The organism is Limimonas halophila (assembly GCF_900100655.1).
GTDB lineage: Bacteria > Pseudomonadota > Alphaproteobacteria > Kiloniellales > Rhodovibrionaceae > Limimonas > Limimonas halophila.
In genome coordinates this window covers 424,252-447,086 of record NZ_FNCE01000001.1, presented here as the reverse complement: position 1 = coordinate 447,086, position 22,835 = coordinate 424,252, and the positions used below count along the sequence as shown (strand labels likewise).

General features: G+C 71.0%; 23 protein-coding genes. 6 read left to right on the top strand and 17 right to left on the bottom strand.

The window, feature by feature from the left end; translation table 11 throughout:
- Positions 1–29: 29 nt before the first annotated feature.
- From BLQ43_RS02090 to BLQ43_RS02070, 5 genes are read right to left on the bottom strand one after another with little or no spacing between them, the layout of a single operon-like run.
- Complete coding sequence (locus BLQ43_RS02090) at positions 30–524, bottom strand: YbgC/FadM family acyl-CoA thioesterase (protein WP_218119085.1); 495 nt, start codon at positions 522–524, stop codon at positions 30–32.
- Positions 521–1,576 carry a Holliday junction branch migration DNA helicase RuvB gene (gene ruvB / locus BLQ43_RS02085; RefSeq protein ID WP_090018450.1) on the bottom strand — a complete coding sequence of 352 codons (1,056 nt, stop codon included), beginning with the start codon at positions 1,574–1,576 and terminating at the stop codon, positions 521–523. The genes BLQ43_RS02090 and ruvB overlap by 4 nt, the downstream gene beginning before the upstream one ends.
- Positions 1,573–2,196, bottom strand: a complete 624-nt coding sequence (gene ruvA / locus BLQ43_RS02080) for a Holliday junction branch migration protein RuvA (protein ID WP_090018449.1) — start codon at positions 2,194–2,196, stop codon at positions 1,573–1,575. Before ruvA ends, ruvB begins: the two co-directional genes overlap by 4 nt.
- Entirely contained in the window at positions 2,193–2,705 is a 513-nt protein-coding gene (ruvC, locus tag BLQ43_RS02075; protein ID WP_090018448.1) for a crossover junction endodeoxyribonuclease RuvC, read from the bottom strand. The genes ruvA and ruvC overlap by 4 nt, the downstream gene beginning before the upstream one ends.
- A 1-nt stretch (position 2,706) precedes the next feature.
- Positions 2,707–3,480 carry a YebC/PmpR family DNA-binding transcriptional regulator gene (locus BLQ43_RS02070; RefSeq protein WP_090018447.1) on the bottom strand — a complete coding sequence of 258 codons (774 nt, stop codon included), beginning with the start codon at positions 3,478–3,480 and terminating at the stop codon, positions 2,707–2,709.
- A gap of 241 nt (positions 3,481–3,721) precedes the next feature.
- Here BLQ43_RS02070 and BLQ43_RS02065 point away from each other — a divergent pair, with 241 nt between their 5' ends.
- Positions 3,722–3,979, top strand: a complete 258-nt coding sequence (locus BLQ43_RS02065; protein WP_090018446.1) for a hypothetical protein — start codon at positions 3,722–3,724, stop codon at positions 3,977–3,979.
- Between the two features lie 6 nt (positions 3,980–3,985).
- On the opposite strand, the gene BLQ43_RS02060 is transcribed toward BLQ43_RS02065, so the two are convergent.
- From BLQ43_RS02060 to BLQ43_RS02045, 4 genes are all read right to left on the bottom strand, one after another.
- Entirely contained in the window at positions 3,986–4,801 is an 816-nt protein-coding gene (locus tag BLQ43_RS02060; RefSeq protein WP_090018445.1) for a TIGR00282 family metallophosphoesterase, read from the bottom strand.
- An 8-nt stretch (positions 4,802–4,809) separates the two neighbouring features.
- Positions 4,810–5,433, bottom strand: a complete 624-nt coding sequence (locus BLQ43_RS02055; protein ID WP_090018444.1) for a 5-formyltetrahydrofolate cyclo-ligase — start codon at positions 5,431–5,433, stop codon at positions 4,810–4,812.
- A 210-nt stretch (positions 5,434–5,643) separates the two neighbouring features.
- The gene (locus BLQ43_RS02050; protein WP_090018443.1) at positions 5,644–5,967 is read right to left on the bottom strand and encodes a cell division protein ZapA; all 324 of its coding nucleotides are present in this window, start codon (positions 5,965–5,967) and stop codon (positions 5,644–5,646) included.
- Between the two features lie 2 nt (positions 5,968–5,969).
- Positions 5,970–6,191 carry a DUF4164 family protein gene (locus BLQ43_RS02045; protein ID WP_090018442.1) on the bottom strand — a complete coding sequence of 74 codons (222 nt, stop codon included), beginning with the start codon at positions 6,189–6,191 and terminating at the stop codon, positions 5,970–5,972.
- Between the two features lie 229 nt (positions 6,192–6,420).
- On the opposite strand from BLQ43_RS02045, the gene tkt reads away from it, so the two are divergent.
- From tkt to gap, 3 genes are all read left to right on the top strand, one after another.
- A complete protein-coding gene (gene tkt / locus BLQ43_RS02040; RefSeq protein WP_090018441.1) occupies positions 6,421–8,445 on the top strand; it encodes a transketolase in 2,025 nt (674 codons plus the stop codon).
- A 67-nt stretch (positions 8,446–8,512) separates the two neighbouring features.
- Positions 8,513–9,523 (top strand): class I fructose-bisphosphate aldolase, encoded by a 1,011-nt coding sequence (locus BLQ43_RS02035; protein ID WP_090018440.1) that lies wholly within the window; start codon positions 8,513–8,515, stop codon positions 9,521–9,523.
- A gap of 117 nt (positions 9,524–9,640) precedes the next feature.
- Positions 9,641–10,654: a type I glyceraldehyde-3-phosphate dehydrogenase gene (gene gap / locus BLQ43_RS02030; RefSeq protein WP_090018439.1), complete on the top strand. Its 1,014-nt coding sequence runs from the start codon at positions 9,641–9,643 to the stop codon at positions 10,652–10,654.
- 243 nt (positions 10,655–10,897) lie between these two features.
- Here the strand turns inward: gap and BLQ43_RS02025 are convergent, their stop codons facing one another.
- On the bottom strand, positions 10,898–11,998 hold the full coding sequence (locus tag BLQ43_RS02025; RefSeq protein WP_090018438.1) for an anhydro-N-acetylmuramic acid kinase: 1,101 nt from the start codon (positions 11,996–11,998) through the stop codon (positions 10,898–10,900).
- Between the two features lie 103 nt (positions 11,999–12,101).
- Between BLQ43_RS02025 and tyrS the strand changes: the two genes are divergently transcribed.
- Entirely contained in the window at positions 12,102–13,358 is a 1,257-nt protein-coding gene (gene tyrS, locus BLQ43_RS02020; protein ID WP_437123467.1) for a tyrosine--tRNA ligase, read from the top strand.
- Positions 13,359–13,371: 13 nt separating this feature from the next.
- Positions 13,372–13,680: a hypothetical protein gene (locus tag BLQ43_RS02015; protein WP_090018436.1), complete on the top strand. Its 309-nt coding sequence runs from the start codon at positions 13,372–13,374 to the stop codon at positions 13,678–13,680.
- Positions 13,681–13,693: 13 nt separating this feature from the next.
- Here BLQ43_RS02015 and BLQ43_RS02010 read toward each other — a convergent pair whose 3' ends face one another.
- From BLQ43_RS02010 to BLQ43_RS01980, 7 genes are all read right to left on the bottom strand, one after another.
- Positions 13,694–14,458 (bottom strand): substrate-binding periplasmic protein, encoded by a 765-nt coding sequence (locus tag BLQ43_RS02010; protein ID WP_090018435.1) that lies wholly within the window; start codon positions 14,456–14,458, stop codon positions 13,694–13,696.
- Between the two features lie 192 nt (positions 14,459–14,650).
- Positions 14,651–17,452 carry a TRAP transporter permease gene (locus BLQ43_RS02005; protein WP_090018434.1) on the bottom strand — a complete coding sequence of 934 codons (2,802 nt, stop codon included), beginning with the start codon at positions 17,450–17,452 and terminating at the stop codon, positions 14,651–14,653.
- A 99-nt stretch (positions 17,453–17,551) separates the two neighbouring features.
- Entirely contained in the window at positions 17,552–18,535 is a 984-nt protein-coding gene (locus BLQ43_RS02000) for a TAXI family TRAP transporter solute-binding subunit (RefSeq protein WP_090018433.1), read from the bottom strand.
- Positions 18,536–18,655: 120 nt separating this feature from the next.
- Entirely contained in the window at positions 18,656–19,465 is an 810-nt protein-coding gene (locus BLQ43_RS01995; RefSeq protein ID WP_090018432.1) for a beta-keto acid cleavage family enzyme, read from the bottom strand.
- Positions 19,462–20,799 carry an aspartate aminotransferase family protein gene (locus BLQ43_RS01990; protein WP_090018431.1) on the bottom strand — a complete coding sequence of 446 codons (1,338 nt, stop codon included), beginning with the start codon at positions 20,797–20,799 and terminating at the stop codon, positions 19,462–19,464. The genes BLQ43_RS01995 and BLQ43_RS01990 overlap by 4 nt, the downstream gene beginning before the upstream one ends.
- Positions 20,800–20,807: 8 nt before the next feature.
- Positions 20,808–21,638: an LOG family protein gene (locus BLQ43_RS01985; RefSeq protein WP_090018430.1), complete on the bottom strand. Its 831-nt coding sequence runs from the start codon at positions 21,636–21,638 to the stop codon at positions 20,808–20,810.
- Between the two features lie 102 nt (positions 21,639–21,740).
- Positions 21,741–22,745, bottom strand: coding sequence for a D-cysteine desulfhydrase family protein (locus BLQ43_RS01980; protein ID WP_090018429.1), 1,005 nt, complete (start codon positions 22,743–22,745; stop codon positions 21,741–21,743).
- Between the last annotated feature and the right edge of the window lie 90 nt (positions 22,746–22,835).

Genomic DNA, 22,835 nt, shown 5'->3' with positions numbered 1-22,835 from the left:
GTCGGTGGAACGGGATGGCTGCGGCCGGGTCAGCTTTCGGCCGGCGGCAGCGCGGTCAGCAGGCGCTCGGCGATGACCTCGGGGATGCGCGTCGGGCGTCCCTCGGCGTTCACCGCCACCACGCGCACGTCGACGGCGACGCGCGGCTCCGCCTCGCCGCTGGGGCCGATGGCCTGGTGCAGGCGCAGGCTGGTGCGCGAGCGCTGCGCGATCGTGGTGCGCACCTCCAGCAGCTCGTCCAGGCGGCAGGGGCGGCGGTAGTCCAGGCTGATGGCGCGAACCGGCAGGATGATCCCCGTGCGCTCGCGCAGCTCCGTCTGCTCGAAGCCGCACAGGCGCAGCGCCTCCGTGCGCCCGCGTTCGGCAAAGTGCAGATAGGCGGCGTGGTAGACGATTCCCCCGGCGTCGGTGTCCTCGTAGTAGACGCGCACCCAGAAGCGGTGCGCGCCGTTCTCCAACCGGCCCGACAGGGCCGCGTCGCCGGGCCCGCTCGCGTTATTTCCCGGTGCCGAAGGCGTGGTCACGAAGCGCTGTCCTCCGATCCGCTGAACAGATCCCGGGCCGGCGCGGCATCGCCCGGCGGCGCCAGCCCCATGTGTTTGTAGCCCGCGCCCGTGAGCAGCCGGCCCCGCGGCGTGCGCTGAACCAGCCCCTGCTGGATCAGGTAGGGCTCGATCACGTCCTCCAGCACGTCGCGCTGTTCGGACAGCGCGGCGGCCATGGTTTCCACGCCCGCCGGGCCGCCCGTGTAGGTCTCCGCCAGGCAGCGGAGGTAGCGGTGATCCATGGAATCCAGCCCCTGGGAATCCACCTGCAGCCGCCGCAGCGCCCGGTCGGCAACGGCCCCGTCGATCTCGGCCGCGCCCTCCACGGCGGCGAAGTCGCGCACGCGCCGCAGCAGGCGCCCGGCCACGCGCGGTGTCCCGCGTGACCGCCGGGCCACTTCGGCGGCGCCGTCGGCGGTCATCGTCGCGCCCAGCAGCTCGCCGCTGCGCCGCACGATGCGCTCCAGCTCCGCCGGGGTGTAGAACTCCAGGCGCAAGGGGATGCCGAAGCGCTCGCGCAGCGGGTTCGTGATCAGGCCCGAGCGGGTGGTCGCGCCGACGAGCGTGAACGGCGGCAGGTCGATGCGCACCGAGCGCGCCGACGGCCCCTCCCCGATCACAAGGTCGAGCTGGAAGTCCTCCATCGCTGGGTATAGGATTTCCTCCACTTGCGGCGAGAGGCGGTGGATCTCGTCGATGAAGAGCACGTCGTGCGGCTGCAGGTTGGTCAGGATCGCCGCCAGATCGCCCGGCTTGGCGATTACCGGGCCGGAGGTATGGCGGAAGTTCACCCCCAGCTCGCGCGCCACGATCTGCGCCAGCGTGGTCTTGCCCAGCCCAGGCGGGCCGAAGAAGAGGACGTGGTCCAGCGCCTCCCCGCGCGAGCGCGCCGCCTCGATGAAGACCTGCAGGTTGGCGCGCAGTTCCTGCTGACCGACGAAGGCCTCCAGGTGCTGCGGGCGCAGCGTGGCCTCGGCGGCGTCGGCCTCGGTGGCTTCCGGTTGCACCTCGCGGGCCTGCTGCTCGCTCATGCCGTCAGCTCCTTCAGGCCCTCGCGGATGATCGCGTCGAGCCCGGCGTCATCGCCCAAGCGCGTGCGCGCCGCCGAGACGGCGCCGAACGCCTGCGCCCGCTGATAGCCCAGATTGACCAGCGCGGAAACCGCGTCCTCGCTCACGCCGCCCCCGTCGTCGGCCGCCGCCTCGGCCGCACCGGCCTCCGGCGCCGCGGCCGCGGCCGGGGCCGCGAGGCCGGGCGCCTTGTCCTTCAGCTCGGTGACGATGCGGCCGGCCAGCTTCGGCCCCACGCCGTTCGCGCGCGAGACCGTGCGCTTGTCCTGGGCCGCGATCGCCTCCGCCAGCTTGCCCGGAGCCAACACGGACAAGATGGCAAGGGCGTGACGAACGCTGACGCCCTGCACCGTGCACAGCAGGTTGAACCAGTCGCGCTCCGCCCGGTCGGTGAAGCCGTAGAGGTGGATGTGGTCCTCGCGCACGTGGGTGACGATCACGAGCGTGGCGGTGTGCCCGCGCGGCGGCAGGTCCGCCAGGGTGCGCGAGGACGCGAAGACGAGGTAGCCGACGCCGCCCACGTCGAGCAGCAGGGATTCCTCGTCGATCTCGTCGATGGCGCCGCGCAGCTTGCCGATCATGACGCCCGCCCCTGCTGTGCCACGCTCGCCCAGCTGGTGCGCGTGCCGGCGTGGTGAGCGTGGCAGATGGCCACCGCCAGGGCGTCGGCGGAGTCCTCGTTGTCCACGGCGCAGCCGGGCAGCAGGCGCTGGATCATGGGCGCGATCTGCTGCTTTTCCGCGTGGCCCGTGCCCACGACCGCCTTCTTCACGATCATGGGCAGGTACTGCGTCACCGGCAGGCCCGCCTGCGCCGGCGCCAGGAGCACGACCCCGCGCGCCACGCCGAGCTTCAGCGAGGTCTTGGCGTTCTTGTTGGCGAGCGACTCCTCCACGGCCGCGGCGTCCGGCCGGTAGGTGCCGAGCACGGCTGACAGCCCCTCGTGCAGCTCGACCAGCCGCTGGGCCGTGTCCAGCGTGTTGTCCGTGGTCACCACGCCGTTGGCCAAGTGCGTCAGGCGCGTGCCCGCGCTCTCGATGACGCCCCAGCCGGTGCGGCGCAGGCCCGGGTCCAGGCCGAGCACGCGCATCTCAGGCCGTCAGCCGCTGCATCACGTCCGCGGACACCTCGAAGTTCGAGGTCACCTGCTGGACGTCGTCGCTGTCCTCCAGCGCGTCCAGCAGCTTGAAGAGGGTCTGGGCGTCCTCCTCGCTCACCGGCTGCGTCGACATGGGCCGCCAGCCGAGCCGCGCTTCGCGCGGATCGCCGAACTGCTCGCGCAGCGCCTCGCGCACCTCGGAGAAGTCCTCGGCCTCGCAGATGATCTCGTAAGCGCCCGTGGTCTCGTCCTCGCCCGTGGGCGGGGTGTGCTCGACGTCCTTGGCGCCGGCTTCCACGGCGCCCTCGAAGATGCTGTCGTAATCCGCCACGTCGTCGCCGTAGACGATGCGGCCGATGCGCTCGAACATGATGGCAGCGGTGTTCTGCTCGCCCATCTTGCCGCCGTACTTGTTGAACGCGGCGCGCACCTCGCTGGCGGTGCGGTTGCGGTTGTCCGTCAGCCCGTCGACGATGACCGCGACGCCGCCGGGCCCGTAGCCCTCGTAGCGCACCTCCTGGTACTCGCCGCCGGCATCCGCGCCGGTCGCCTTCTTGATGGCGCGCTCGATGTTGGTCTTGGGCATGTTGTTGTAGAGCGCCGTGGCGATGGCCTGGCGCAGGCGCGGGTTGGATTCGGGCTCGGGCCCGCTTTCGCGCACGGCGACGGTGATTTCGCGGTTCAGCTTGGTGAACAGCTTGGCGCGCTTTTTGTCCTGCGCGCCCTTGCGGTACATGATGTTCTTAAACTGCGAGTGGCCCGCCATGTCTCTCGATCTCCCTGCGCCTTCGGGTGTGCTCGCGCGGCGTGCGGCGACGGGCGCCGCCAGCGTGTCGCGGGCGGATGCGGCGGCGTCGCCGGTGCGCGCGTGTTCCTCGGATATTCCGCCCTATGCTGTAACAACACGGCGCACCGGGCGGAAAGGCCCGCACGCCGCCGATTAACCGGTGATTAATGCCAAACCCGGCACGGTCGCGGCGTGCTGTGCCACATGGGAGGACGGCACCATGGCCTCGACGACGAACGGCGGGCTGCAGCTTGCGGAAACCCTGCCGGCCGACCCCGTTGCGGCGGAAGCCACGCGTACCCGCGCGGCCGGAATCGTGGAGTCCTATGTGCAGGAAAACGCCGTGCCCGCGCTGGACGGGGTGCTGGCCGCGGCCGAACCGTCGCGCGCCAGCGGCTACGCCCGCGCCGCCCGCGATGCGGCCGCGTTGGTGGACGCCGAGGTGCGGCGATTCCGCGCGCTGGAGCGGTCCGGCTAACCGCCGTCACACCTCGGGCACGTGCTCGCCGAGCCGCCCGCCGAGGCGCACCGGCTCCGCGCGTTTGGCCAGGCCGGTGCGGTCGTCCGTTTCCACGAACAGCCCGCACAGCGTCGCCTCGCCCATCGCGGGGCCGAGCCGGTCCGTCGGCAGCTTCTTGGTGAAGCGGGCGATGGGGGCACGCTTGTCCATCCCGATCACCGAGTTGTAGTCGCCCGTCATCCCGGCGTCGGTCTGGTAGGCCGTGCCGCCGTCGAGGCGCATGACGTCCGCCGTGGGGACGTGGGTGTGCGTGCCCACGCATAGGGAGGCGCGGCCGTCGACGTAGTGGCCGAAGGCCATCTTTTCGCTGGTCGCCTCGCCGTGGAAATCCACGACCACCGCCGAGACGGTGTGGCCCAAGCGGTGACGCGAGAGGATCTGGTCCACGCCCGCGAAGGGGTCGTCCAGCGGGTCCATGAACAGCCGGCCCATCAGGTTGATGACCAGCACCGAGCGCTCGCCCGTCGTCTTGAACACCGAGGCGCCGCGGCCCGGCGTGCCCGCTGGGTAGTTGTGCGGGCGCAGCAGGCGCGGCTGGCGCTCGATGAAGCTCAGGGCCTCGCGCTGGTCCCAGGAGTGGTTGCCGCCCGTGATCACGTCGGCGCCGGATTCGAGAAGCTGCGTGCAGATCTTCTCGGTTATCCCGGCACCGTGGGCCGCGTTCTCGCCGTTGACCACGACGAAGTCCGCCTGCAGGCGCCGCCGCAGGCCGGGCAGCTCGCTGGCCACGAGGTCGCGGCCGGCGCGGCCCATCACGTCGCCGACGAAGAGGATGCGCATGGCGGCGGTCAGCCCTCCGCCTGGCGCAGCGGCATGGGACCGATTTCCGTCACGATGGCGTCGAGCGGCTGATCGTACGGCCCCACCGGCAGGTCGTCGACGCGCTGGCCGCTGTAGGCCAGCCCCACCGCCAGCGTGGCCGGGTTTTCGCCGCGCAGCTTTTCCAGGGTGCGGTCGTAGAAGCCGCCGCCGTAGCCCAGGCGGTAGCCCGCGCCGTTAAAGGCCAGCAAGGGCACCAGCAGCACCTCGGGCGTCACGACGGGCGCGGCCTCGGTGGGCATGCGCGTGCCGAAACCGCCGTCGGCGAGCGGCGCGTCCGGCCACCACTGGCGGAAGACCAGCGGCGTGTCCGCGCCCTGCATCACCGGCAGGCCGATGGTGTGACCGCGCTCGTACAAGGCCGTGATCGCCGGGCGCGGGTCGATTTCGTCCCCCATGGGCCAGTAGGCCGATACGGTGGCGCCCGGCCGGTCCGCGACCATCGCCAGCACGTGCGCCACCAGCCGCTCGCCCGCGTCGGGATGCGCGGCGGCCGCTTCCGCACGCTGGTGCTTGGCCTGCTTGCGCAGCGCCTTTTTCCGGCTGGCGGGATCCTGCCCGGAGGCGGGATCGGGGGCCGGCGTCTCGGCCATGGCGGGCTCCGGCTGGCTGGCGGATGGAAAGGGGTGGGCGGTGCCGCGCGGGCCGTCGGTCTGCCAGCCTCCTCAACGGGCCGGTCGACCAGGTGGGTGCCGTGCTACCGAGACCCGAGGGGTCCCGGCAGGGACAGCTCCCGTTCATTCAAGTAACGCCCCCGGGAGTCGCTCGACCGGTCGAACCCCGCAGCACGCCCACGCGGGAACTTAGGTGCCCTCGAAGCGCGCGGCAACACGCTCGACGCGCTCGGCGACCGCATGCAGGCGCTCGACGGTTTCTGCGTCCTCCGCGGAGGGCTGCCGCGCCGGCGTGCGGCCGGTCACCTGCCCCGTCTGCTCGTCGAGATCGTCGGCAAGCAGCAGCCCGGCCATGACGAGCAGCCGCATCTCGCCCACTTGGCCCACGGAGTCGACAAGCCGGCGCACGCGCTGGTCGATCTCCGCGCCCAAGGCGCGCAGGTGCGGTTCCTGCCCGTCGTCGCAGGCGACTTCGAAGCGGCGGCCGTTGATGTCCAAGGCGACCTGGGCCAAAGCTAGGCCTCCAGCACGTTCTTCAGGCGACCGATCGCAGCGTCCAGCCGGGCCGCGATGTCGTCGTTGGCTTCGCGCAGGCGCTCGTTCTCGCTCTTCATCGCGGAGAGCTGGCGCTCCAGCTCGTCCTTGTCCGTGTCGTGGGCGAGATGCGTCTCGCTGGCGCGTTCCAGCCGGTCCACCGCGGTTTCCAGCCGTTTCAGCGCTTGATCCAGCGTTGCCATGCGATCGTGGGATCCTCAGCCGCTCGCTTCGCGGAGCAAACTACACCAACGTGGGGCGGAATGGTCAATTGACAGCGGCGCACCCGTGTCGCCGTCACGCCACGCGGCTGTGTTGACGGCGCACGCCCCCGGCGTCATGGTCCGCACGCACGCCGCGGCCCGCTGGCCGGGGCGCGTTCGTGCGTTTTCCCAATATTCCAATGGGACGAGAACGGGGATATCCACCGTCATGGACGCGTCCACTCCCGCCCAGCCGGCCGCCGACGGCGCCGGCACCCCGCACGCCACCCACGACGAGATGGCCAACGCCATCCGCGCGCTGGCGATGGATGCGGTCCAGCAGGCCAACTCCGGCCACCCCGGCATGCCCATGGGCATGGCCGATGTGGCCACCGTGCTGTTCTCCAAGTTCCTGCGCTTCGACCCGCAGCGCCCCGACTGGCCCGACCGCGACCGCTTCGTGCTGTCCGCCGGCCACGGCTCGATGCTGCTGTACGCGCTGCTGCATCTCACCGGCTACCCGGAGATGACGCTGGACGAGTTGAAGCGCTTCCGCCAGCTCGGCAGCCGCACCGCCGGCCACCCCGAATACGGCGACGCGCCCGGCATCGAGACCACGACCGGCCCGCTCGGCCAGGGGCTGGGCAACGCCGTGGGCATGGCCCTCGCCGAGCGGCTGCTGAACGCGCGCTACGGCGACGATCTCGTCAGCCACCGAACCTTCGTGCTGGCCAGCGACGGCGACCTGATGGAGGGCATCAGCCACGAGTCGGCGGCGCTCGCCGGCCACTTGGGGCTGAGCCGGCTGGTCGTGCTGTTCGACGACAACCACATCTCCATCGACGGCGACACCGAGTTGGCCGACACCCAGGATCAGGTGGCGCGCTTCCGGGCCTACGGCTGGGACGCCGAGCGCGTGGACGGCCACGACCCGGCGGCGGTGGAAGCGGCCATCGCGCGCGCCTGCGAGAGCGACAAGCCCACCCTGATCGCCTGCCGCACCACGATCGGCTTCGGCGCGCCCACGCTCGCGGGCAGCGAGAAGGCACACGGCGCGCCGCTGGGCGAGGACGAGATCCAGGCCACGCGCGAGCGCCTGGGCTGGCCCTACGGCCCCTTCGAGATCCCGGACCACATCTACGCGGCCTGGCGCGGCGTCGGCGCCGGCGGCGGTGAGTTGACGGCGGCCTGGGACCGGCGCCTCGCGGCGGCGGACGAGGCCACGCGCAGCGAGTTCGAGCGCCGCCAGCGCGGCGAGCTGCCGGCGTCCATTGCCGACGCCATCCACGAGCTCAAGGAAAAGGCGGCCGAGGAGAAGCCGGAGACGGCGACGCGCAAGGCCTCCAACAAGGTGCTCGCCCGCATCGTCGACGAGATGCCGGAGCTGATCGGCGGCTCGGCGGACCTCTCGGGCTCCAACAGCACCAAGGTGGGCGCGCACCGTGCGGCCAGCCGGGGCCACTTCGACGCCAACTACATCCACTACGGCGTGCGCGAGCACGGCATGGCCGCGGCCATGAACGGCATGGCGCTGCACGGCGGCGTGGTCCCCTACGGCGGCACCTTCCTGATCTTCTCCGACTACTGCCGGCCGTCGATGCGCCTGGCCTCGCTCATGGGCGTGCGCTCAATCTTCGTGATGACGCACGATTCCATCGGCCTGGGCGAGGACGGCCCGACGCACCAGCCGGTGGAGCATCTCGCGGCCCTGCGCGCCATGCCGCGCCTGCGCACCTTCCGCCCCTGCGACCTCGTGGAAACGGCGGAGTGCTGGGAGCTGGCGCTGAACAATCACGACCGGCCCTCGGTGCTGGCGCTGACGCGCCAGAACGTACCCACGCTGCGCACGGACGGCGGGCGCGAGAATTCCTGCGCGCACGGCGCCTACATCCTGCGCCCGGCCGCGCAGCAGCGTGAGGTGACGCTGCTGGCCTCGGGCTCCGAGGTGCAGATCGCCGTCCAGGCGCAGGAGCAGCTCGCCGAGCAGGGTATCCAGGCAGCCGTGGTGTCGATGCCGTGCTGGGAGCTCTTCCTGGAGCAGCCCGCCAACTACCGCGACGAGGTGCTGGGCCCCAGCTCGCTGCGCGTGGCCGTCGAGGCCGCCGGCGGCTTCGGCTGGGAGCGCTGGACCGGGCTGGACGGCACCTTCGTCGGGATGAAGGGCTATGGCGCTTCCGGGCCCTACAAAGAGCTGTACCAGCACTTCAACATCACGCCCGAGGCCGTGGTCGCCACGGTGAAGGACTGGCTGTAACCGCGCCCGATCCGGGTGGACGCACACGACCCTGGCAGCTGGGAGCCGACGCGGGGAGACGGAGACCATGAACGTCGAGCGCATGAACGATACGGCGCGGGCCATCGTTGCCGACGGCAAGGGCCTGCTGGCCGCCGACGAAAGCACGAACACGATCAAGAAGCGCTTCGATCAGGTGAACGTCGAGTCCACCGAGCGCACGCGCCGGGACTATCGGCACATGCTGTTCTCCACGCCGGGGATCGGCCAGTTCATCTCCGGCGTGATCCTGTTCGACGAGACCATCCGCCAGGAAGGCCCGGACGGCCAGCCGCTCGTGAAGCAGATCGAGCAGGCGGGCATGATCCCCGGCATCAAGGTGGACCGCGGCGCCAAGCCCCTCGCGCCCACGGGATCGGAGAAGGTCACCGAGGGGCTGGACGGCCTGCGCGAGCGCTTCGCCGAGTACGGGGAGATGGGTGCGCGCTTCGCCAAGTGGCGCGCGGTCTTCTCCGTGGACGACGACAAGCCCAGCGAGAAGTGCATCCGCGCCAACGCGCACGCCCTGGCCCGCTACGCCGCGCTGGCCCAGGAGGCCGACATCGTGCCGATCGTCGAGCCCGAGGTGCTGATGGACGGCACCCACGCCATCGCCGACCACGCCGCGGCGACCGAGCGCGTGCTGCGCGGCGTCTTTGCGGAGCTGGCCGAGCAGGGCGTCGCCCTGGAGGGCATGCTGCTCAAGCCGAACATGGTGCTCTCCGGCAAGGAGGCGAGCCAGCAGGCCGGCGCGGCCGAAGTCGCGCGGACCACGCTGCGCACCTTCCGGCGCGTCGTGCCGGCGGCGGTGCCGGGCATCGTCTTCCTCTCCGGCGGGCAGACCGACGAGCAGGCGACGCGCAACCTGGACGCGATCAACAAGCTGGCGCAGGAAGACGGCGCGCCCTGGCCGCTCAGCTTCTCCTACGGCCGCGCGCTTCAGCAGGCGGCGCTGAAGACCTGGGCCGGCAACAACGACAACGCCAACCAGGCACGCGAAGCCTTCATGGCGCGCGCACAGCAGACCAGCGCGGCGGCCCAGGGCCGCTACGCCGCGTAGAACCGGGGCGCCTCACGCCCCGACAGGACGCCGCACTGGCCGCGGCCGGCCGGTGCGGCCACTTCCCCCGGACGCGATCATCCCAGGATGTGAGGATCAAGGAGGGCATCGGCCGTCATGGCGACGCGCGTGGCGATCAGCGGCTTCGGTCGCATCGGCCGGCTCGTGCTGCGGGCAATCCGCGAGCAGAGCCGTCAGGACGTCGAACTGGTGGCGGTCAACGACCGCTCGGGCCTCGACATCAACAGCTTCCTGCTGCAGCACGACAGCACGCACGGGGCCTATCCGGGCCCGGTCGAGCAGGTGGACGGCGGCCTGGACGCCGGCCTGGGCGCGCCGGTCCGCTTCTTCCAGAAGGAAGACCCGGCCGAGCTGCCCTGGGGCGAGCTGGACATCGACGTGGTGCTGGAGTGCACCGGCAAGTTCACCAAGCGTGAGGACGCCGGCAAGCACCTGGAGGCCGGCGCCAAGCGCGTGCTCGTCTCCGCGCCGTCCAAGGGCGCCGACCTGACGGTCGTGATGGGCGTGAACGAGGACAAGCTCGCGCCCGAGCACCGCGTGATCTCGAACGGCTCGTGCACCACGAACTGCCTCGCGCCCGTGGTGAAGGTGATGCACGACACCTTCGGCATCGAGCGCGGCTACATGACGACGGTGCATTCCTACACCGGCGACCAGCGCCTCGTGGACGCCACGCACAAGGACAAGCGCCGCGCCCGCGCGGGCGCCAGCAACATGATCCCGACCACCACGGGCGCCGCCCGCGCCGTGGCCGAGGTCATGCCCGAGTTGAAGGGCAAGCTGGACGGCGGCGCCATCCGCGTGCCCACGCTCAACGTCTCGCTCGTGGACTTCACCTTCGACGCCAAGCAGCCCGCGTCCATCGAGTCCGTGAACCACGCGCTGCGCGACGCCGCGGCGTCCAACAGGATGAAGGGCATCCTGGGCATCGCCGAGGAGCCGCTGGTGTCCGCCGACTTCAACCACACGGCCGAGTCCTCGATCGCGGACATCCCCGAGACGAACGTGATCGACGACAGCCTCGTGCGCGTCGTCGCCTGGTACGACAACGAGTGGGCCTTCTCCGTGCGCATGCTCGACGTCGCCGCGGAGATCGGCAAGCTCGACTGACGGGCATTTAGAGCAGATCGCCGTAAAGTGGAATCAGCTCTTTCGGACGCCCACTCCGCCGTGGCCGTCCCGGCGTGATTCTGCTTGCTCGTGCGTGGACAGCCGCAAGGCTCGCGCGCCGCAGGCGCGCAAACTGCTCGCACCGGAAAAGCACGAACCTATCCCTAGATTTCCGGCTTTCTCGGCAGACACGATTTCACGCACGATGCTCTAACGGTGGCAGCCGCCGAGCGCGGCTGCCGCCTATCCCGCCTGCCGCTGGCCGCGGGTTGTCACGAAAAGCTGCCCGCCGGTCTGGGGCGCCGGCACGCCCGTCGTCGCCGGCAGGGACATCGGCCAGCCGCGCAGCGAGCGCACCGCGAGGTAGGCGAAGGCCTCCGCTTCCAGCGCGTCCCCGTTCCAGCCCGCCGCTTCCACCGGCTCGACCGGCACGCCCAGCCGCTCGCGCAGCGCCCCCATGAGGGTCGGGTTGTGGCGCCCACCGCCGCCGACCAGCCAGCGGGCGGGCGCTTCCGGCAGGTGGTCGCGCGCCCGGGCCACGCTCGCCGCCGTGAAGGCGGTCAGCGTCGCCGCCGCGTCGGCCAGCCCCAGGGTGTCGGCGTGGCTGGCGTCGAAGGCGTCGCGGTCCAGCGCCTTGGGGGGCGGCCGGTCGAAGAAGGGGTCGGTAAGGAACCCGGCGACCATCTGCTCGTGCACGGTTCCCGCCGCGCCCAGCCGCCCGTCGCAGTCGAACCAGCCGTTGGCGCGCTGCCGGACCAGATCGTCCAGCAAGGCGTTCCCAGGCCCGGTGTCGAAGGCGATCACACGGTCGTCGCGGCCGATGAAGGTGACGTTGCCGACGCCGCCGAGGTTGAGCACCGCCAAGGGGCGCTCAAGCTGTTCGGCCAGCGCCCGGTGATACAGCGGCGCCAGCGGGGCGCCCTGTCCGCCCGCCGCCACGTCGGCGCTGCGGAAGTCCGCCACCACGTCGATGCCGATGCGCTCGGCGAGGCGCAGCCCGTCGCCCAGCTGGTGCGTCATGCCGCGCGCGGGATCGTGGGCGAGCGTGTGCCCGTGGAAGCCGGCGACGCGGACGGCATCGAGCCTGACGCCGGCCTGGTCCAGAAGCTGCTCGACCGCATCGGCGTGGCGGTCCGTCAGGTCGCGCGCAACCTCACCCCGATCCGCGTCCCCCGCGACCGCCGCGGCCAGGTGTGCGCGGAAGGCGTCGTCGTAGGCCCGTGTCGTGGCCGCCAGCGGGGCGACCGCGCGGTCGCCGTCCGTGCGGATGAGCGCCGCGTCCACACCGTCGCGCGACGTCCCGCTCATCAGGCCCAGCGCCAGGACCGGCTCCGCCCCCGGCATGTGTTCTCCCCCGGCTTTGGCAGACGCGCGGCAGTGTGCTAATGCCCCGTCATCGCCGCAACCCGAGCCCGCAAGATCCAGACCCGCCATGAGCCAGACCCAGATCGACCCGCCCGCCTCCACCTTCCTGCGCGACGCGCAGGCGCGCGGCTACATCCACCAGACGACCGACCAGACCGCGCTGGACGCGCTGCTGAGCCAGCACGCCCCGGTGGTGGCCTATGCGGGCTACGACTGCACGGGGGATTCCCTGCACGTCGGCCACCTGCTGTCGATCATGCAGCTGCGCCTGCTGCAGCGCCACGGCCACAAGCCGATCGTGCTCATGGGCGGCGGGACGACCAAGATCGGCGACCCCTCCGGCAAGGACGAGCAGCGAAAGCTGCTGGACGAAGGGCAGATCGAGGCCAACAAGGCCTCCATCAAGAACATCTTCCGCCAGTTCCTCACCTTCGGCGACGGCCCGAGCGACGCCGTCATGGTGGACAACGCGGACTGGCTGGACTCCCTCAACTACATCGCGTTCCTGCGCGAATACGGGCGGCACTTCTCCGTCAACCGCATGCTGGGCCACGAGTCCGTGCGCCAGCGCCTGGACCGCGAGCACCCGCTGAGCTTCCTGGAGTTCAACTACATGGTGCTCCAGGCCTACGACTTCCTGGAGCTGTACCGGCGCTACGGCTGCCGGCTCCAGCTCGGCGGCTCGGATCAGTGGGGCAACATCGTCGAGGGCATCGACCTCGGCCACCGCATCGAACACGCCGAGCTGCACGGCGTCACCTGCCCGCTGCTCACCACGGCCTCCGGGCACAAGATGGGCAAGACCGCCGACGGCGCGGTGTGGCTGAACGAGCGCAACTTCTCCAGCTACGCATACTACCAGTTCTGGCGCAACACCGAGGACGCGGACGTGGGCCGCTTCCTGCGCCTGTTCACCGAGCTGCCGCTGGAAGAAATCGCGCGCCTGGAAAACCTCCAAGGCGCCGAGATCAACGAGGCCAAGAAGGTGCTCGCGTACGAGGCGACCAAGCTGTGCCGGGGCGAGGACGCGGCCGAGCGCGCCGCCGAAGCGTCGCGCAAGGTGTTCGAGCAGGGCCAGCTCGCCGAGGACCTGCCGCAGGTCCGGGTCGAGCGCGAGCGGCTGGCCGAGGGCGTACACCTGTACGCCCTGCTGCACGAGGCGGGGCTGGCGGACTCGAACGGCGCCGCGCGGCGGCTCATCAAGGGCGGTGGCGCCCGCGTGAACGACGCCAAGGTCGGCGATCCCTACGTCACCGTCAGCACTGCGGACTTGCGCGACGACGGCGCCATCAAGATCTCCGCTGGCAAGAAGAAGCACGCCCTGGTGACGGTGCCATGAGGAACGGACGCCCATGACCGCCCCCGGCGTGTACGCCCGCGAGCCCGACGGCGGCTGGACGCCGCTGTACGCGGACGCGGGCGGCGAAACCTACCACCTGCACGACATCAAGGCGGTCGGCGGGGTCGGCACGCGCGGCCAGGACCCGGACGGCACGCCGCTGCTCGCCCTCTCGCGCACGGACGTGGAGATGGTGCTGCTCGATCCGCCGGACGCGCTGGACGAAATGCTACTGGCCCTCATCGCTGCCGTGCGTGAGCACCTGCGCGCCACCGGGCAGAAGCAGGTGACGCTGCGGCAGGTCTTTCCGGCCAGCGGGTGAGCACGGGCCCTGCTCAGGGCTCGCGCGGCACGTCGAACGGCCAGACCTCGAAGTCGTGGGCGTCGTAGATCCGGGCCAAGGTGCCGTTCGCCAGCAACGCCGGGATGCGGCGGTCCCAGATCGCGGCGAAGCGCCGACCCGCCTCCGTTCGCGCAAAGCCCGGATACAGCTTCAGATTGAAGGCGTGTTCCACCGTGAACGTGGAACGGCTCAGGTCGTCGGGCAGGCTTTCGAGGCTGTTCTCGATCTCGTAGGCGGCGCCCAGGAAATAGTCGATTCGCCCGGCCTTCAGCATCCGCAACGCGCTCACGTGCGAGGCCACGGCCGAAACGTGGTCCACCGGAACGTCGAGATACTGGTCCATGTTGTAGGCGGGCATCCAGGCGACCCGCCGGTTGCGCAACGCCGCCACGCCGGTCCAGGCGGCCGCCTCGGCCCGCATCATCACCGCGCTGACCCGGTCGGCGTCGTAGTGCCAATCCGGGTAGATCACGCCGGTTTGCTCGTGGGCATAGGACGCCAGCCAGGCGTCGGCTTCGCCGTTTTTCACCCGCACCACCGCGCGTTGGTAGGGCACGGTGTGGAAGCGCACCCGCACGCCGGCCGGCTCGTACACCGCGCGGACGACCTCCCATCCCATGCCGCTGCCGTCGGGGTTCGTGTAGCCCTCCCAGTGCGGGGCATAGACGTCGAGGGTCGGCGTGCCCGCTCGGGCGGGAACGGCCAGGGCCAGGGCAAAACCGGCGGCCAAGAGCAGTCGGGCCCAGTTGCCAAGCATCCCAAACCCCGCTGCTGGTCCCGCGGCGGTGGCGCCGCGCGTTTCGCGGGCGCACCCGGCTCGTGCCCGCGGCAGGCAGTGGGCCGAAAAATAACCCGGACGTGAACCCCTGATCGATGAATGAACGGTTGCGAAAGCGCTCTAAGCCGACACGCCTCCGCGCCGGGTCCGGCCGTTCGACGCCGACGCGGGTCAGGACGCCACGGCCGTGCGGGCCGCCTGGCCGCGCAGCTTTTGGCGACGGCGCTGGTTGGCGTAGATGCCGCCCAGCAGCAGCAGCGCCGGGATGTAGAACAGCTGCTTGGGCGGCTGATCGCCGGGTACCTGCAGGGCGGTCACGCGCCAGTCGAGCGAGATGCCCTTTTTGTCGGCCGGCGAGCCGAAGCGCACCCGCTTCACCACCACGCCCGCTTGCGTGGTTTCCACGGTCAGGCCGGCGCCCTGCCGCAGGCGCTCGGCGCCGTTGGCCCCGGTGTCGTCGCCGAGCGGGATAAGCACCGTCTTCGTGGCTTCCGTGCCCTCGATCGTCATGCCCTCGACCACGAGGCGCAGGGTGCCGCCCGCCGGCTGCTTCGCCGCCATCGTGTGGATCCGGCTCGGGTCCACGGTCCGCATCGAGGGGACGATCTGCTCCATGAAGTAGCCCGGCCGCAGCAGCGTGAAGGCCACCAGCAGCAACGCCAGCCGCTCCCACACGCGGCTGTGCGTGACCATGTAGCCCTGAAGCGCCGCGGCGAAGACGAGCAGCCCGGCCGTGCCCGCCGCGACGACGAGCGTGAACTCCAGCGGCCCCGCCACGTCGATGAGCAGCAACTGCGTGTTGAAGATGAAGATGAACGGCAGCAGCACGGTGCGCAGCGAGTAGAAGAAGGCGGTCACACCCGTCCGGATCGGATCGCCGCCCGACACGGCCGCGGCGGCGAAGGACGCCAGCCCCACCGGCGGCGTCACGTCCGCCATGATGCCGAAGTAGAAGACGAAGAGGTGGACGGCGATCAGCTCCACGACCAGCCCGGCTTCGGAACCGAGCTGCACCACCACCGGCGCCATCAGCGAGGCGACCACGATGTAGTTCGCCGTCGTCGGCAGCCCCATGCCGAGGACGAGGCTGAGCAGCGCGGTGAAGACCAGCATCAGGATGACGTTGCCGCCCGACAGCGTTTCCACGAACGCCGTCATCACCTGCCCGACGCCCGTCAGCGTCACCGTGCCCACGATGATGCCGGCGGCGGCCGTGGCCACGCCGATGCCGATCATGTTGCGTGCCCCGGTGACGAGGCCGTGCAACAGCTCGACGCCACCCCTCCGCGTTGCGGCGAGGATGTCGCCGCTGCGCAGGAAGAGCGCCCGCAGCGGCCGCTGGGTGAGCAGGATCAGCACCATGAAGGCCGCGGCCCAGAAGGCCGCGAGGCTGGGCGACAACCGCTCCACCATCAGCGCCCAGACCAGCACGCCCACCGGCGGCAGGTAGTGCAGACCCGCTTTGAGCGTGAGCCCGACGTCCGGCAACTGGTCGCCGTAGGCGCGAATGTCGTGGGCGAGCTCGGGCACGCGCGTCGACACCGCCACCAGCGCCACATAGACCGCCAGGACCAGCGCGGCGATGACGTAGACCGCCGCCGGGCCGGTCCAGGCGACCAGCAGCTGGACGAGGCCGTAGACACCCGCCGCGCCCAGCACGACGTTGCCGAGCACGAGCGCGCCGCCGGAAATGACGCGCCAGCGGCTTTCGGCGGGCACCGCGCGGCGCACGCCCAGGTACACCAGCGCCTGGAGCGCCACCACCGCGATCGCGCCCCAGAACAGGTTGCCGCCCTGGGCCAGCATGCCCGCCAACTCGAACAGCCACACCATCCCGCCGGCGAGCGCCGCGATCGAGGCCAGCGTCAGCCCCGTTGAGAGCAGCGTCCACACCAGCGGCTTGGGTGGGTGGCGGCGCGGCAGCCCCTCCATGCCGCCCTTCAGTGCCTCCAGGTGGACCATGTAGAGCAGCGCCACGTAGGAGATCACCGCCGGCAGGAAGGCGTGCTTGATGACCTGGAAGTAGGGGATGCCGACGTATTCAACCATCAGGAAGGCGGCGGCGCCCATGACCGGCGGCATCAGCTGTCCGTTGACCGAGGACGCGACCTCGACCGCGCCCGCCTTCTCGCGCGAGAAACCCACCTTGCGCATCAGCGGCACGGTGAAGGTGCCGGTCGTCACGACGTTGGCGATGGAGGAGCCCGAGATCAGGCCCGTCAGGCCGGAGGACACCACCGCCGCCTTGGCCGGCCCGCCGCGCATGTGGCCCAGCAGCGCGAACGCGATCTGGATGAAGTAGTTGCCCGCGCCCGCGCGCTCCAGCAGCGAGCCGAAGAGCACGAAGAGGAAGACGAAGCTGGTCGACACCCCCAGCGGCACGCCGAAGACACCCTCGGTCTGCAGCCACTGGTGCCACATCGCCTTGCCGAAGGACGCGCCCTTCCATTGCAGCGTGCCGGGCACGATGTCGGCGTCGCCGAAGAAGACGTAGCCCAGGAACACCAGGGCCACGACCATCAGCGCCGGGCCGAGCGCGCGGCGCGTCGCCTCCAGCAGCAGCACCAGGCCCGTCGCGGCGACCGCCTGATCGTACCAGGTGGGCACACCCACGCGGCCCGAGAGCGTGTCGTAGAAGAGGAACTGATAAGCCGCGCAGAAGGCGGCCACGGCAGCGATCAGCCAGTCCACCGCCGGCACGGTGTCGCGGCGCTGACCCTTGAACGCCGGATAGGCGGAAAACGCCAGAAAGATCGCGAAGGCCAGGTGGATGGAGCGCGCCTGGGTGCTGTTGAGCACCACCGGCCCGACCAGGAACGGCAGCGGCGAGGCGTACCAGAGCTGGAAGAGCGACCACAGAAGCGCGACGCAGAGCAGCACGCTCTTCGCCAGCGTGTTGGACGGGTTGCGGCCGCCGGTGTCCATGTCGGCGACCAGATGCTTCAGGTCCGTCTCGCTCGATGCCGTGCTCATCCGCCCTGCCCCGCCGGCTGGACCGTGCCGCAAGCCATCGTCATGTGCCGGATACACTGCGGGCGGCGTCCGAAACCGGACACCGCCCGCCGAGGAGCCTTACATCAGGCCGGCTTCCTTGTAGTACTTCTTGGCGCCCGGATGCAGCGGCGCGGACAGCGCCTCCGTGGCCATCTCCTCCTTGTCGAGGACCTTGAAGGCCGGGTGCAGGCTCTTGAACGTCTCGAAGTTCTCGAAGACGGCCTTCACCAGCTCGTAGACCGCCTTCTCGGACATGTCGGCGTGGGTCACGAAGGTGGCGCGCACACCGAAGGTCTTCGTGTCCTCGTCATTGCCCTTGTACATCCCGCCGGGGATCGTGGCCCAGCTGTAGTAGGGCCGGTTCTCGACGAGACTGGCCACTTCGTCGTTCTTCACGTCCACCAGGTTGGTGTCGCAAGTGGTCGTGGCCTCCTGGATGGAACCGGAGGGGTGGCCGACGACGTAGACGAAGGCGTCGACCTTGTTGTCGCACAGCGCCGAGGCTTGCTCGTCCGCCTTCAGCTCGGAGGCGAGCTGGAACTTGTCCGGCGTCCAGCCGAGGGCGTCCATCACCACGTCCATCGTGGCGCGCTGGCCCGAGCCGGGGTTGCCGATGTTCACGCGCTTGCCGGCGGTGTCCATAAAGGTCTCGATGCCGCTGTCTTTCCGGGAAACGACCGTGAACGGCTCCGGATGCAGCGAGAACACCGCCCGCAGGTCCTTGAACGGCTTGTCCGAGAAGCGCTTGGAGCCGTTGTAAGCGTGGTACTGCCAGTCGGACTGGACCACGCCGAAGCTCAGCTCACCGGCCTGCATGGTGTTCAGGTTGTAGACGGACCCGCCGGTGGATTCCACGGAGCAGCGGATGCCGTGGCGGTCGCGGTCCCGGTTCATCAGCTTGCAGATCGCGCCGCCCGCCGGGTAGTAGACCCCGGTCACGCCGCCGGTGCCGATCGTGACGAAGGACGTCTCCTCGGCGGCCCGGGCGTCGCTCGCCGGGTTCACCAGGGCGAGGGACGCCGTCATGGCCGCGCCCAGCGTGGCCGTCAGCAGTTTTCGCATTGTGGGTGCCTCCCTGTGGATTCGCCTGTGTGGCAGGTCGATTTTGCACGTGGTCCGATAACACGAGTGACCATCAGGGTACCAGATATTGACACCCACAATGGGCCTCCGCCGCACGGGTTATAGCCGGGCGGCGAGGTCAGCCACCGGCGCCGGGGTGCGCCCGATGGCGGTGGCTGCCCGCGCCGCCGCCGCGACCAGTGCGGCGTTGTCCGGTGCCCGCGCGCCATCCGGCAGGGTCAGGTTGTTTTCGAAGCCGACACGCACATCGCCGCCGAGCGCCATCGCCACGGCCGCGCAGGCGGTTTCGCGCGCGCCGAAGGCGCACACCATCCACGGCGCCCCGCTCCCGGCATCCGCCTGGCGAAAGGGGAAGAGATCGGCCGGGTCGGCCTGCGCGCCCGCATAGCTGCCCAGCACGTACAGCCGCGGCAGTCCGGCGATGCCGGGGAACCGCGTTTCCACGGCCCGCCAGCGCGCCACCTCGTCGGGCGTGTAGAGGATGATCTGCACGCGGATGCCCCGCGCCCGGCACCAGCGCAGGAAGGCGATCGCGGCGCGCTCGTGGCGGGCGTCCGGCGCCAGCTCGCGCCAAGCGACGCTAACGGCCTCCGGGCGCACGGCGCGCACCGCGGCGATCTGCTCAACGGGGCGGAAGCGCCCCGCCGATTCCGTCGTGATCTGGATGACGAGATCGTCGCCCACCCGCGCGCGCACGGCCGCGATGGCCTCGCGGTAGGCCGCCGGATCGAGCGTGTGCCGGCCCTCGCGGTCGCGGACGTGCAGGTGCAGCATCGCCGCGCCCGCGTCACGGCAGGCCGCCGCCGTCTCGGCAATGGCGTCCGGCGTCACGGGCAGCGCCGGGTGGTCCGCCGGCGTGCGCCGGGCGCCGTTGGGCGCCGCCGCGAGCAGCAGCGGCGGCCAGGTCACGCCCCGATCTCCGTGAGTGCACCCCCGATCGCGTCCGCCAGCTTGTCGACCAGCTCGGCGCGGTGCTCGTCGCCGATGATGAAGGGCGGCGCGAGCAGCACGTGATCACCCGCCTGCCCGTCGGCCGTGCCGCCGCCGGGGTAGCAGATCAGCCCGCGCGCGAAGGCCGCCTTCTTGATACGCGCGTTGAGCGCCAGGGCGGGGTCGAAGGGCCGCTTGCTCTCGCGGTCGGCCACCAGTTCAATCCCGAGAAAGAGCCCGCGCCCGCGGATGTCGCCGACATGCGGGTGGTCGGCGAACCGCGCCGCCAGGTCATCGCGCAGTGCTGCGCCCTGGCGGGTCACGTTCACCAGCAGGTCGTCGCGGTCGATCACGCGCTGCACCGCCAGCCCCGCCGCGCAGGCCGTGGCGTGGCCGACGTAGGTGAAGCCGTGCGGGAACGGCCGCGAGGCGGTTTCGATGGACTCCGCGATGGCACGGCTCATCAGCACCGCGCCCAGCGGCTGGTAGCCGCCCGCCAGCCCCTTGGCACAGGTCAACAGGTCCGGCGCGGCGCCGTCGTGGCTGCACGCGTAGCGCACCCCGGTGCGGCCCATGCCGCACATCACCTCGTCGAAGATCAGCAGCACGCCGTAGCGGTCGCAGATCTCGCGCACGCGCTTGAGGTAGCCCGGCACGGCCGGCACCGCGCCCAGGGTCGCGCCGACGACGGGCTCGCAGATGAAGGCGAGCACCGTCTCCGGTCCGGCCCCCAGGATGGCGTCTTCCAGCTCGGCCGCCATGCGCTCGCCGTAGGCGCCCTCGTCCTCGTCCGCGCGCTGGCCGCGATAGGGGTAGCAGGGCGAAATCCGCGTTACGCCGTCGGGTAGCATGGCGTCGAAGGGCACGCGCCGGCCCGGATTGCCGCTCGCCGCCAGGGCGGCAAGCGTGTTGCCGTGGTAGCTCTGGCGGCGCGCGATCACGCGCCGGCGCATGGGCTCGCCCCGGTTCACCGCGTGCTGGCGGGCCAGCTTGAGCGCGGTTTCCGTCGCCTCGGACCCGCCGGAGACGAAGTGCACCCGGTCCAGACTCCCCGGCGCGTCCGCGACGAGGTGCTCGGCCAGGGCTTCCGCCGGCTCGTTGGTGAAAAAGGCGGTGTGGCCGTAGGCCAGCCGCGCGGCCTGGTCCTGGATCGCGGCGACGACCTCCGGGTGGCCATGGCCCAGGCAGGACACGGCCGCGCCGCCCGAACCGTCGAGGTAGCGCGTGCCGTCGCGGTCGAAGAGGTACGGCCCCTCGCCGCTCGCGGCGACGGGATAGCTCGCCGCGGGGCTGCGGTGGAGAACGCGGGACATCGGCTCGATTACAGGTGCGGGCCGGGTTCGGCGATGCTGTAGGCCGAGAGCTGCTCGGTGATGTGGGCGTACGCCTCGTCCACGGAATCCGTGATCAGCATCAACTCCTTGTCCTTGGCGTCGATCGTGCCGTAGCGCACCAGCGCGTCGAAGTTCACCACCTCGTTCCAGAACGCGCGGCCGAACAGCACGATGGGCAGGTGCTTGCGGATCTTGTGCGTCTGCAGGAGCGTCAGCATCTCGAACAGCTCGTCGAGCGTGCCGAAGCCGCCCGGGAAGAACACCGCCGCCTTGGCCAGGTAGGTGAACCAGAACTTGCGCATGAAGAAGTAGTGGAACTCGAACCCGAGCTCACGGGTGACGTAGGGGTTTTCGTACGGCTCCGCCGGGATTGAGATCGACAGCCCGATGTTCATGCCCTTGGCTTCGGAGGCGCCGCGGTTGGCGGCCTCCATCATGCCCGGCCCGCCGCCGGTGCAGACGACGAAGCGGCGCTCGCGCGCGTCGAGCTGCTTGGACCAGGCCGTGAGCTGGCGCGCCAGCTCGCGCGCCGCCTCGTAGTAGGCGGACATTTCCAGGTCGCGCTCGGCCGTCTCGACATCACCGCCGTTCGCCTTGGCCTCGGCCAGCGCCGCCTCGGCCACGTCGCGCGGCTTGAGGCGGGCCGAGCCCATGAAGGCGATGGTGTCGTCGATCCTGTGATGCTCGAAGCGGCTGCGCGGTTCCAGGTACTCGGCCAGGATGCGCAACGCGCGCGCGTCCTTGCTCTCCAGAAAATCCTTGTTGGCGTAAGCCTTCACCGGGGTGCGGTAGGTGGATCGGTCGCCGGTTTTGGTCATCGTGCATCCGTGGTCGCAGGAGTGTTGGGCGGAACGGCGACGCCGCCATGCGGGCGCCGAGGAGATCAGTCTGCCACTGGTGAGCGGTCTGCTACCAGGGCGTTAAGCGGCGGGCCCCGCAGCTTCCGGGTAGGCGAACAGCCCCGGCAGGCCGCCCGTGTGCACAAAGACGACGGCGCCCTCGCCGGCCAGCGCGCCGGTGTCGAGCCCGTGCAGCAGCCCGGCCATGGCCTTGGCGCTGTAGACGGGATCGAGCACCAGGCCCTCGGTCCGCGCCGCCATGCGGGCCGCGGCCAGCGTGGCATCGGTGGGGATGCCGTAGGCGGGCCCGGCGTGGGCGCCTTCGATGTGCAGGCGCTCGCCCGGCGGCGGCTCGACGCCGAGCCGCCGGGCCGTGGACGCCGCCAACCCCGCGACCGTGCGCCGGGTCGTGGCCGCATCCGCCTCCACGTCGATCCCGATGACGCGGGCCGAATGGTTCAGCGCGTGCAGCCCCACCAGCAGGCCCGCCAGCGTGCCGCCGCTGGAGGCCGGCACCACGATCGTGCCGATGGCCAGATCGCGGTCCACCGCCTGGTTAACCAGCTCCAGCGCCGCGCGCACGTAGCCCAACGCGCCGGTTTCCGTCGAGCCGCCCGTGGGAATGACGAAGGGCGTGTGCCCCTGGACCCGCCGCCGCGCGGCGACGGCGTCCATGGCCTCGCCGCGGTCCGTGCCCACGGGATGGATCTGCACGTGCGCGCCCAGCAGGTGGTCGAGCTGGACGTTGCCGGTGGACTCGTAGCCCGCGTCGCGGTCGGGCACGGCGCGCGTCAGCACGAGATCGCAGCCCATTCCCAGGCGCGCCGCCGCGGCGGCGGTCTGGCGCGCGTGGTTGGACTGCACCCCGCCCGTGGTGACGAGCCAGTCCGCGCCCGCGGCCTTCGCCTCGGCGGCGAGATATTCCAGCTTGCGCGTCTTGTTGCCGCCGCCGGCGAGCCCCGTGGCGTCGTCCCGCTTCACCCACACCGCCCGCTCGGTGCCGAGCGCGCGGCGCAGGCGGTCCATGGGCTCCAGCGGCGTGGGCAGGTGCGCCAGCGGCACGCGCGGCCATGCGCCGAGATCCATGAGCACGTCTCCGACCCGTGTCCCGGGAGCCTATCCGCGTACGGGCCGGCGCCGAAACCGTCCCCAACCGAAAACGCCCCGGCCGCGATG

What these genes read in the sequence shown, in the direction of transcription:
- BLQ43_RS02070 (WP_090018447.1), bottom strand. Translation starts at nt 3,480, where the DNA reads ATGGCGGGCCACTCGCAGTTTAAGAACATCATGTACCGCAAGGGCGCG.
- BLQ43_RS02010 (WP_090018435.1), bottom strand. Translation starts at nt 14,458, where the DNA reads ATGCTTGGCAACTGGGCCCGACTGCTCTTGGCCGCCGGTTTTGCCCTG.
- BLQ43_RS02055 (WP_090018444.1), bottom strand. Translation starts at nt 5,433, where the DNA reads ATGGCCGAGACGCCGGCCCCCGATCCCGCCTCCGGGCAGGATCCCGCC.
- BLQ43_RS02000 (WP_090018433.1), bottom strand. Translation starts at nt 18,535, where the DNA reads ATGCGAAAACTGCTGACGGCCACGCTGGGCGCGGCCATGACGGCGTCC.
- BLQ43_RS02025 (WP_090018438.1), bottom strand. Translation starts at nt 11,998, where the DNA reads ATGCCGGGGGCGGAGCCGGTCCTGGCGCTGGGCCTGATGAGCGGGACG.
- BLQ43_RS01990 (WP_090018431.1), bottom strand. Translation starts at nt 20,799, where the DNA reads ATGTCCCGCGTTCTCCACCGCAGCCCCGCGGCGAGCTATCCCGTCGCC.
- BLQ43_RS01985 (WP_090018430.1), bottom strand. Translation starts at nt 21,638, where the DNA reads ATGACCAAAACCGGCGACCGATCCACCTACCGCACCCCGGTGAAGGCT.
- ruvA (WP_090018449.1), bottom strand. Translation starts at nt 2,196, where the DNA reads ATGATCGGCAAGCTGCGCGGCGCCATCGACGAGATCGACGAGGAATCC.
- BLQ43_RS02045 (WP_090018442.1), bottom strand. Translation starts at nt 6,191, where the DNA reads ATGGCAACGCTGGATCAAGCGCTGAAACGGCTGGAAACCGCGGTGGAC.
- ruvB (WP_090018450.1), bottom strand. Translation starts at nt 1,576, where the DNA reads ATGAGCGAGCAGCAGGCCCGCGAGGTGCAACCGGAAGCCACCGAGGCC.
- BLQ43_RS02065 (WP_090018446.1), top strand. Translation starts at nt 3,722, where the DNA reads ATGGCCTCGACGACGAACGGCGGGCTGCAGCTTGCGGAAACCCTGCCG.
- tkt (WP_090018441.1), top strand. Translation starts at nt 6,421, where the DNA reads ATGGACGCGTCCACTCCCGCCCAGCCGGCCGCCGACGGCGCCGGCACC.
- BLQ43_RS02035 (WP_090018440.1), top strand. Translation starts at nt 8,513, where the DNA reads ATGAACGTCGAGCGCATGAACGATACGGCGCGGGCCATCGTTGCCGAC.
- ruvC (WP_090018448.1), bottom strand. Translation starts at nt 2,705, where the DNA reads ATGCGCGTGCTCGGCCTGGACCCGGGCCTGCGCCGCACCGGCTGGGGC.
- gap (WP_090018439.1), top strand. Translation starts at nt 9,641, where the DNA reads ATGGCGACGCGCGTGGCGATCAGCGGCTTCGGTCGCATCGGCCGGCTC.
- BLQ43_RS02060 (WP_090018445.1), bottom strand. Translation starts at nt 4,801, where the DNA reads ATGCGCATCCTCTTCGTCGGCGACGTGATGGGCCGCGCCGGCCGCGAC.
- BLQ43_RS02015 (WP_090018436.1), top strand. Translation starts at nt 13,372, where the DNA reads ATGACCGCCCCCGGCGTGTACGCCCGCGAGCCCGACGGCGGCTGGACG.
- BLQ43_RS01980 (WP_090018429.1), bottom strand. Translation starts at nt 22,745, where the DNA reads ATGGATCTCGGCGCATGGCCGCGCGTGCCGCTGGCGCACCTGCCCACG.
- BLQ43_RS02005 (WP_090018434.1), bottom strand. Translation starts at nt 17,452, where the DNA reads ATGAGCACGGCATCGAGCGAGACGGACCTGAAGCATCTGGTCGCCGAC.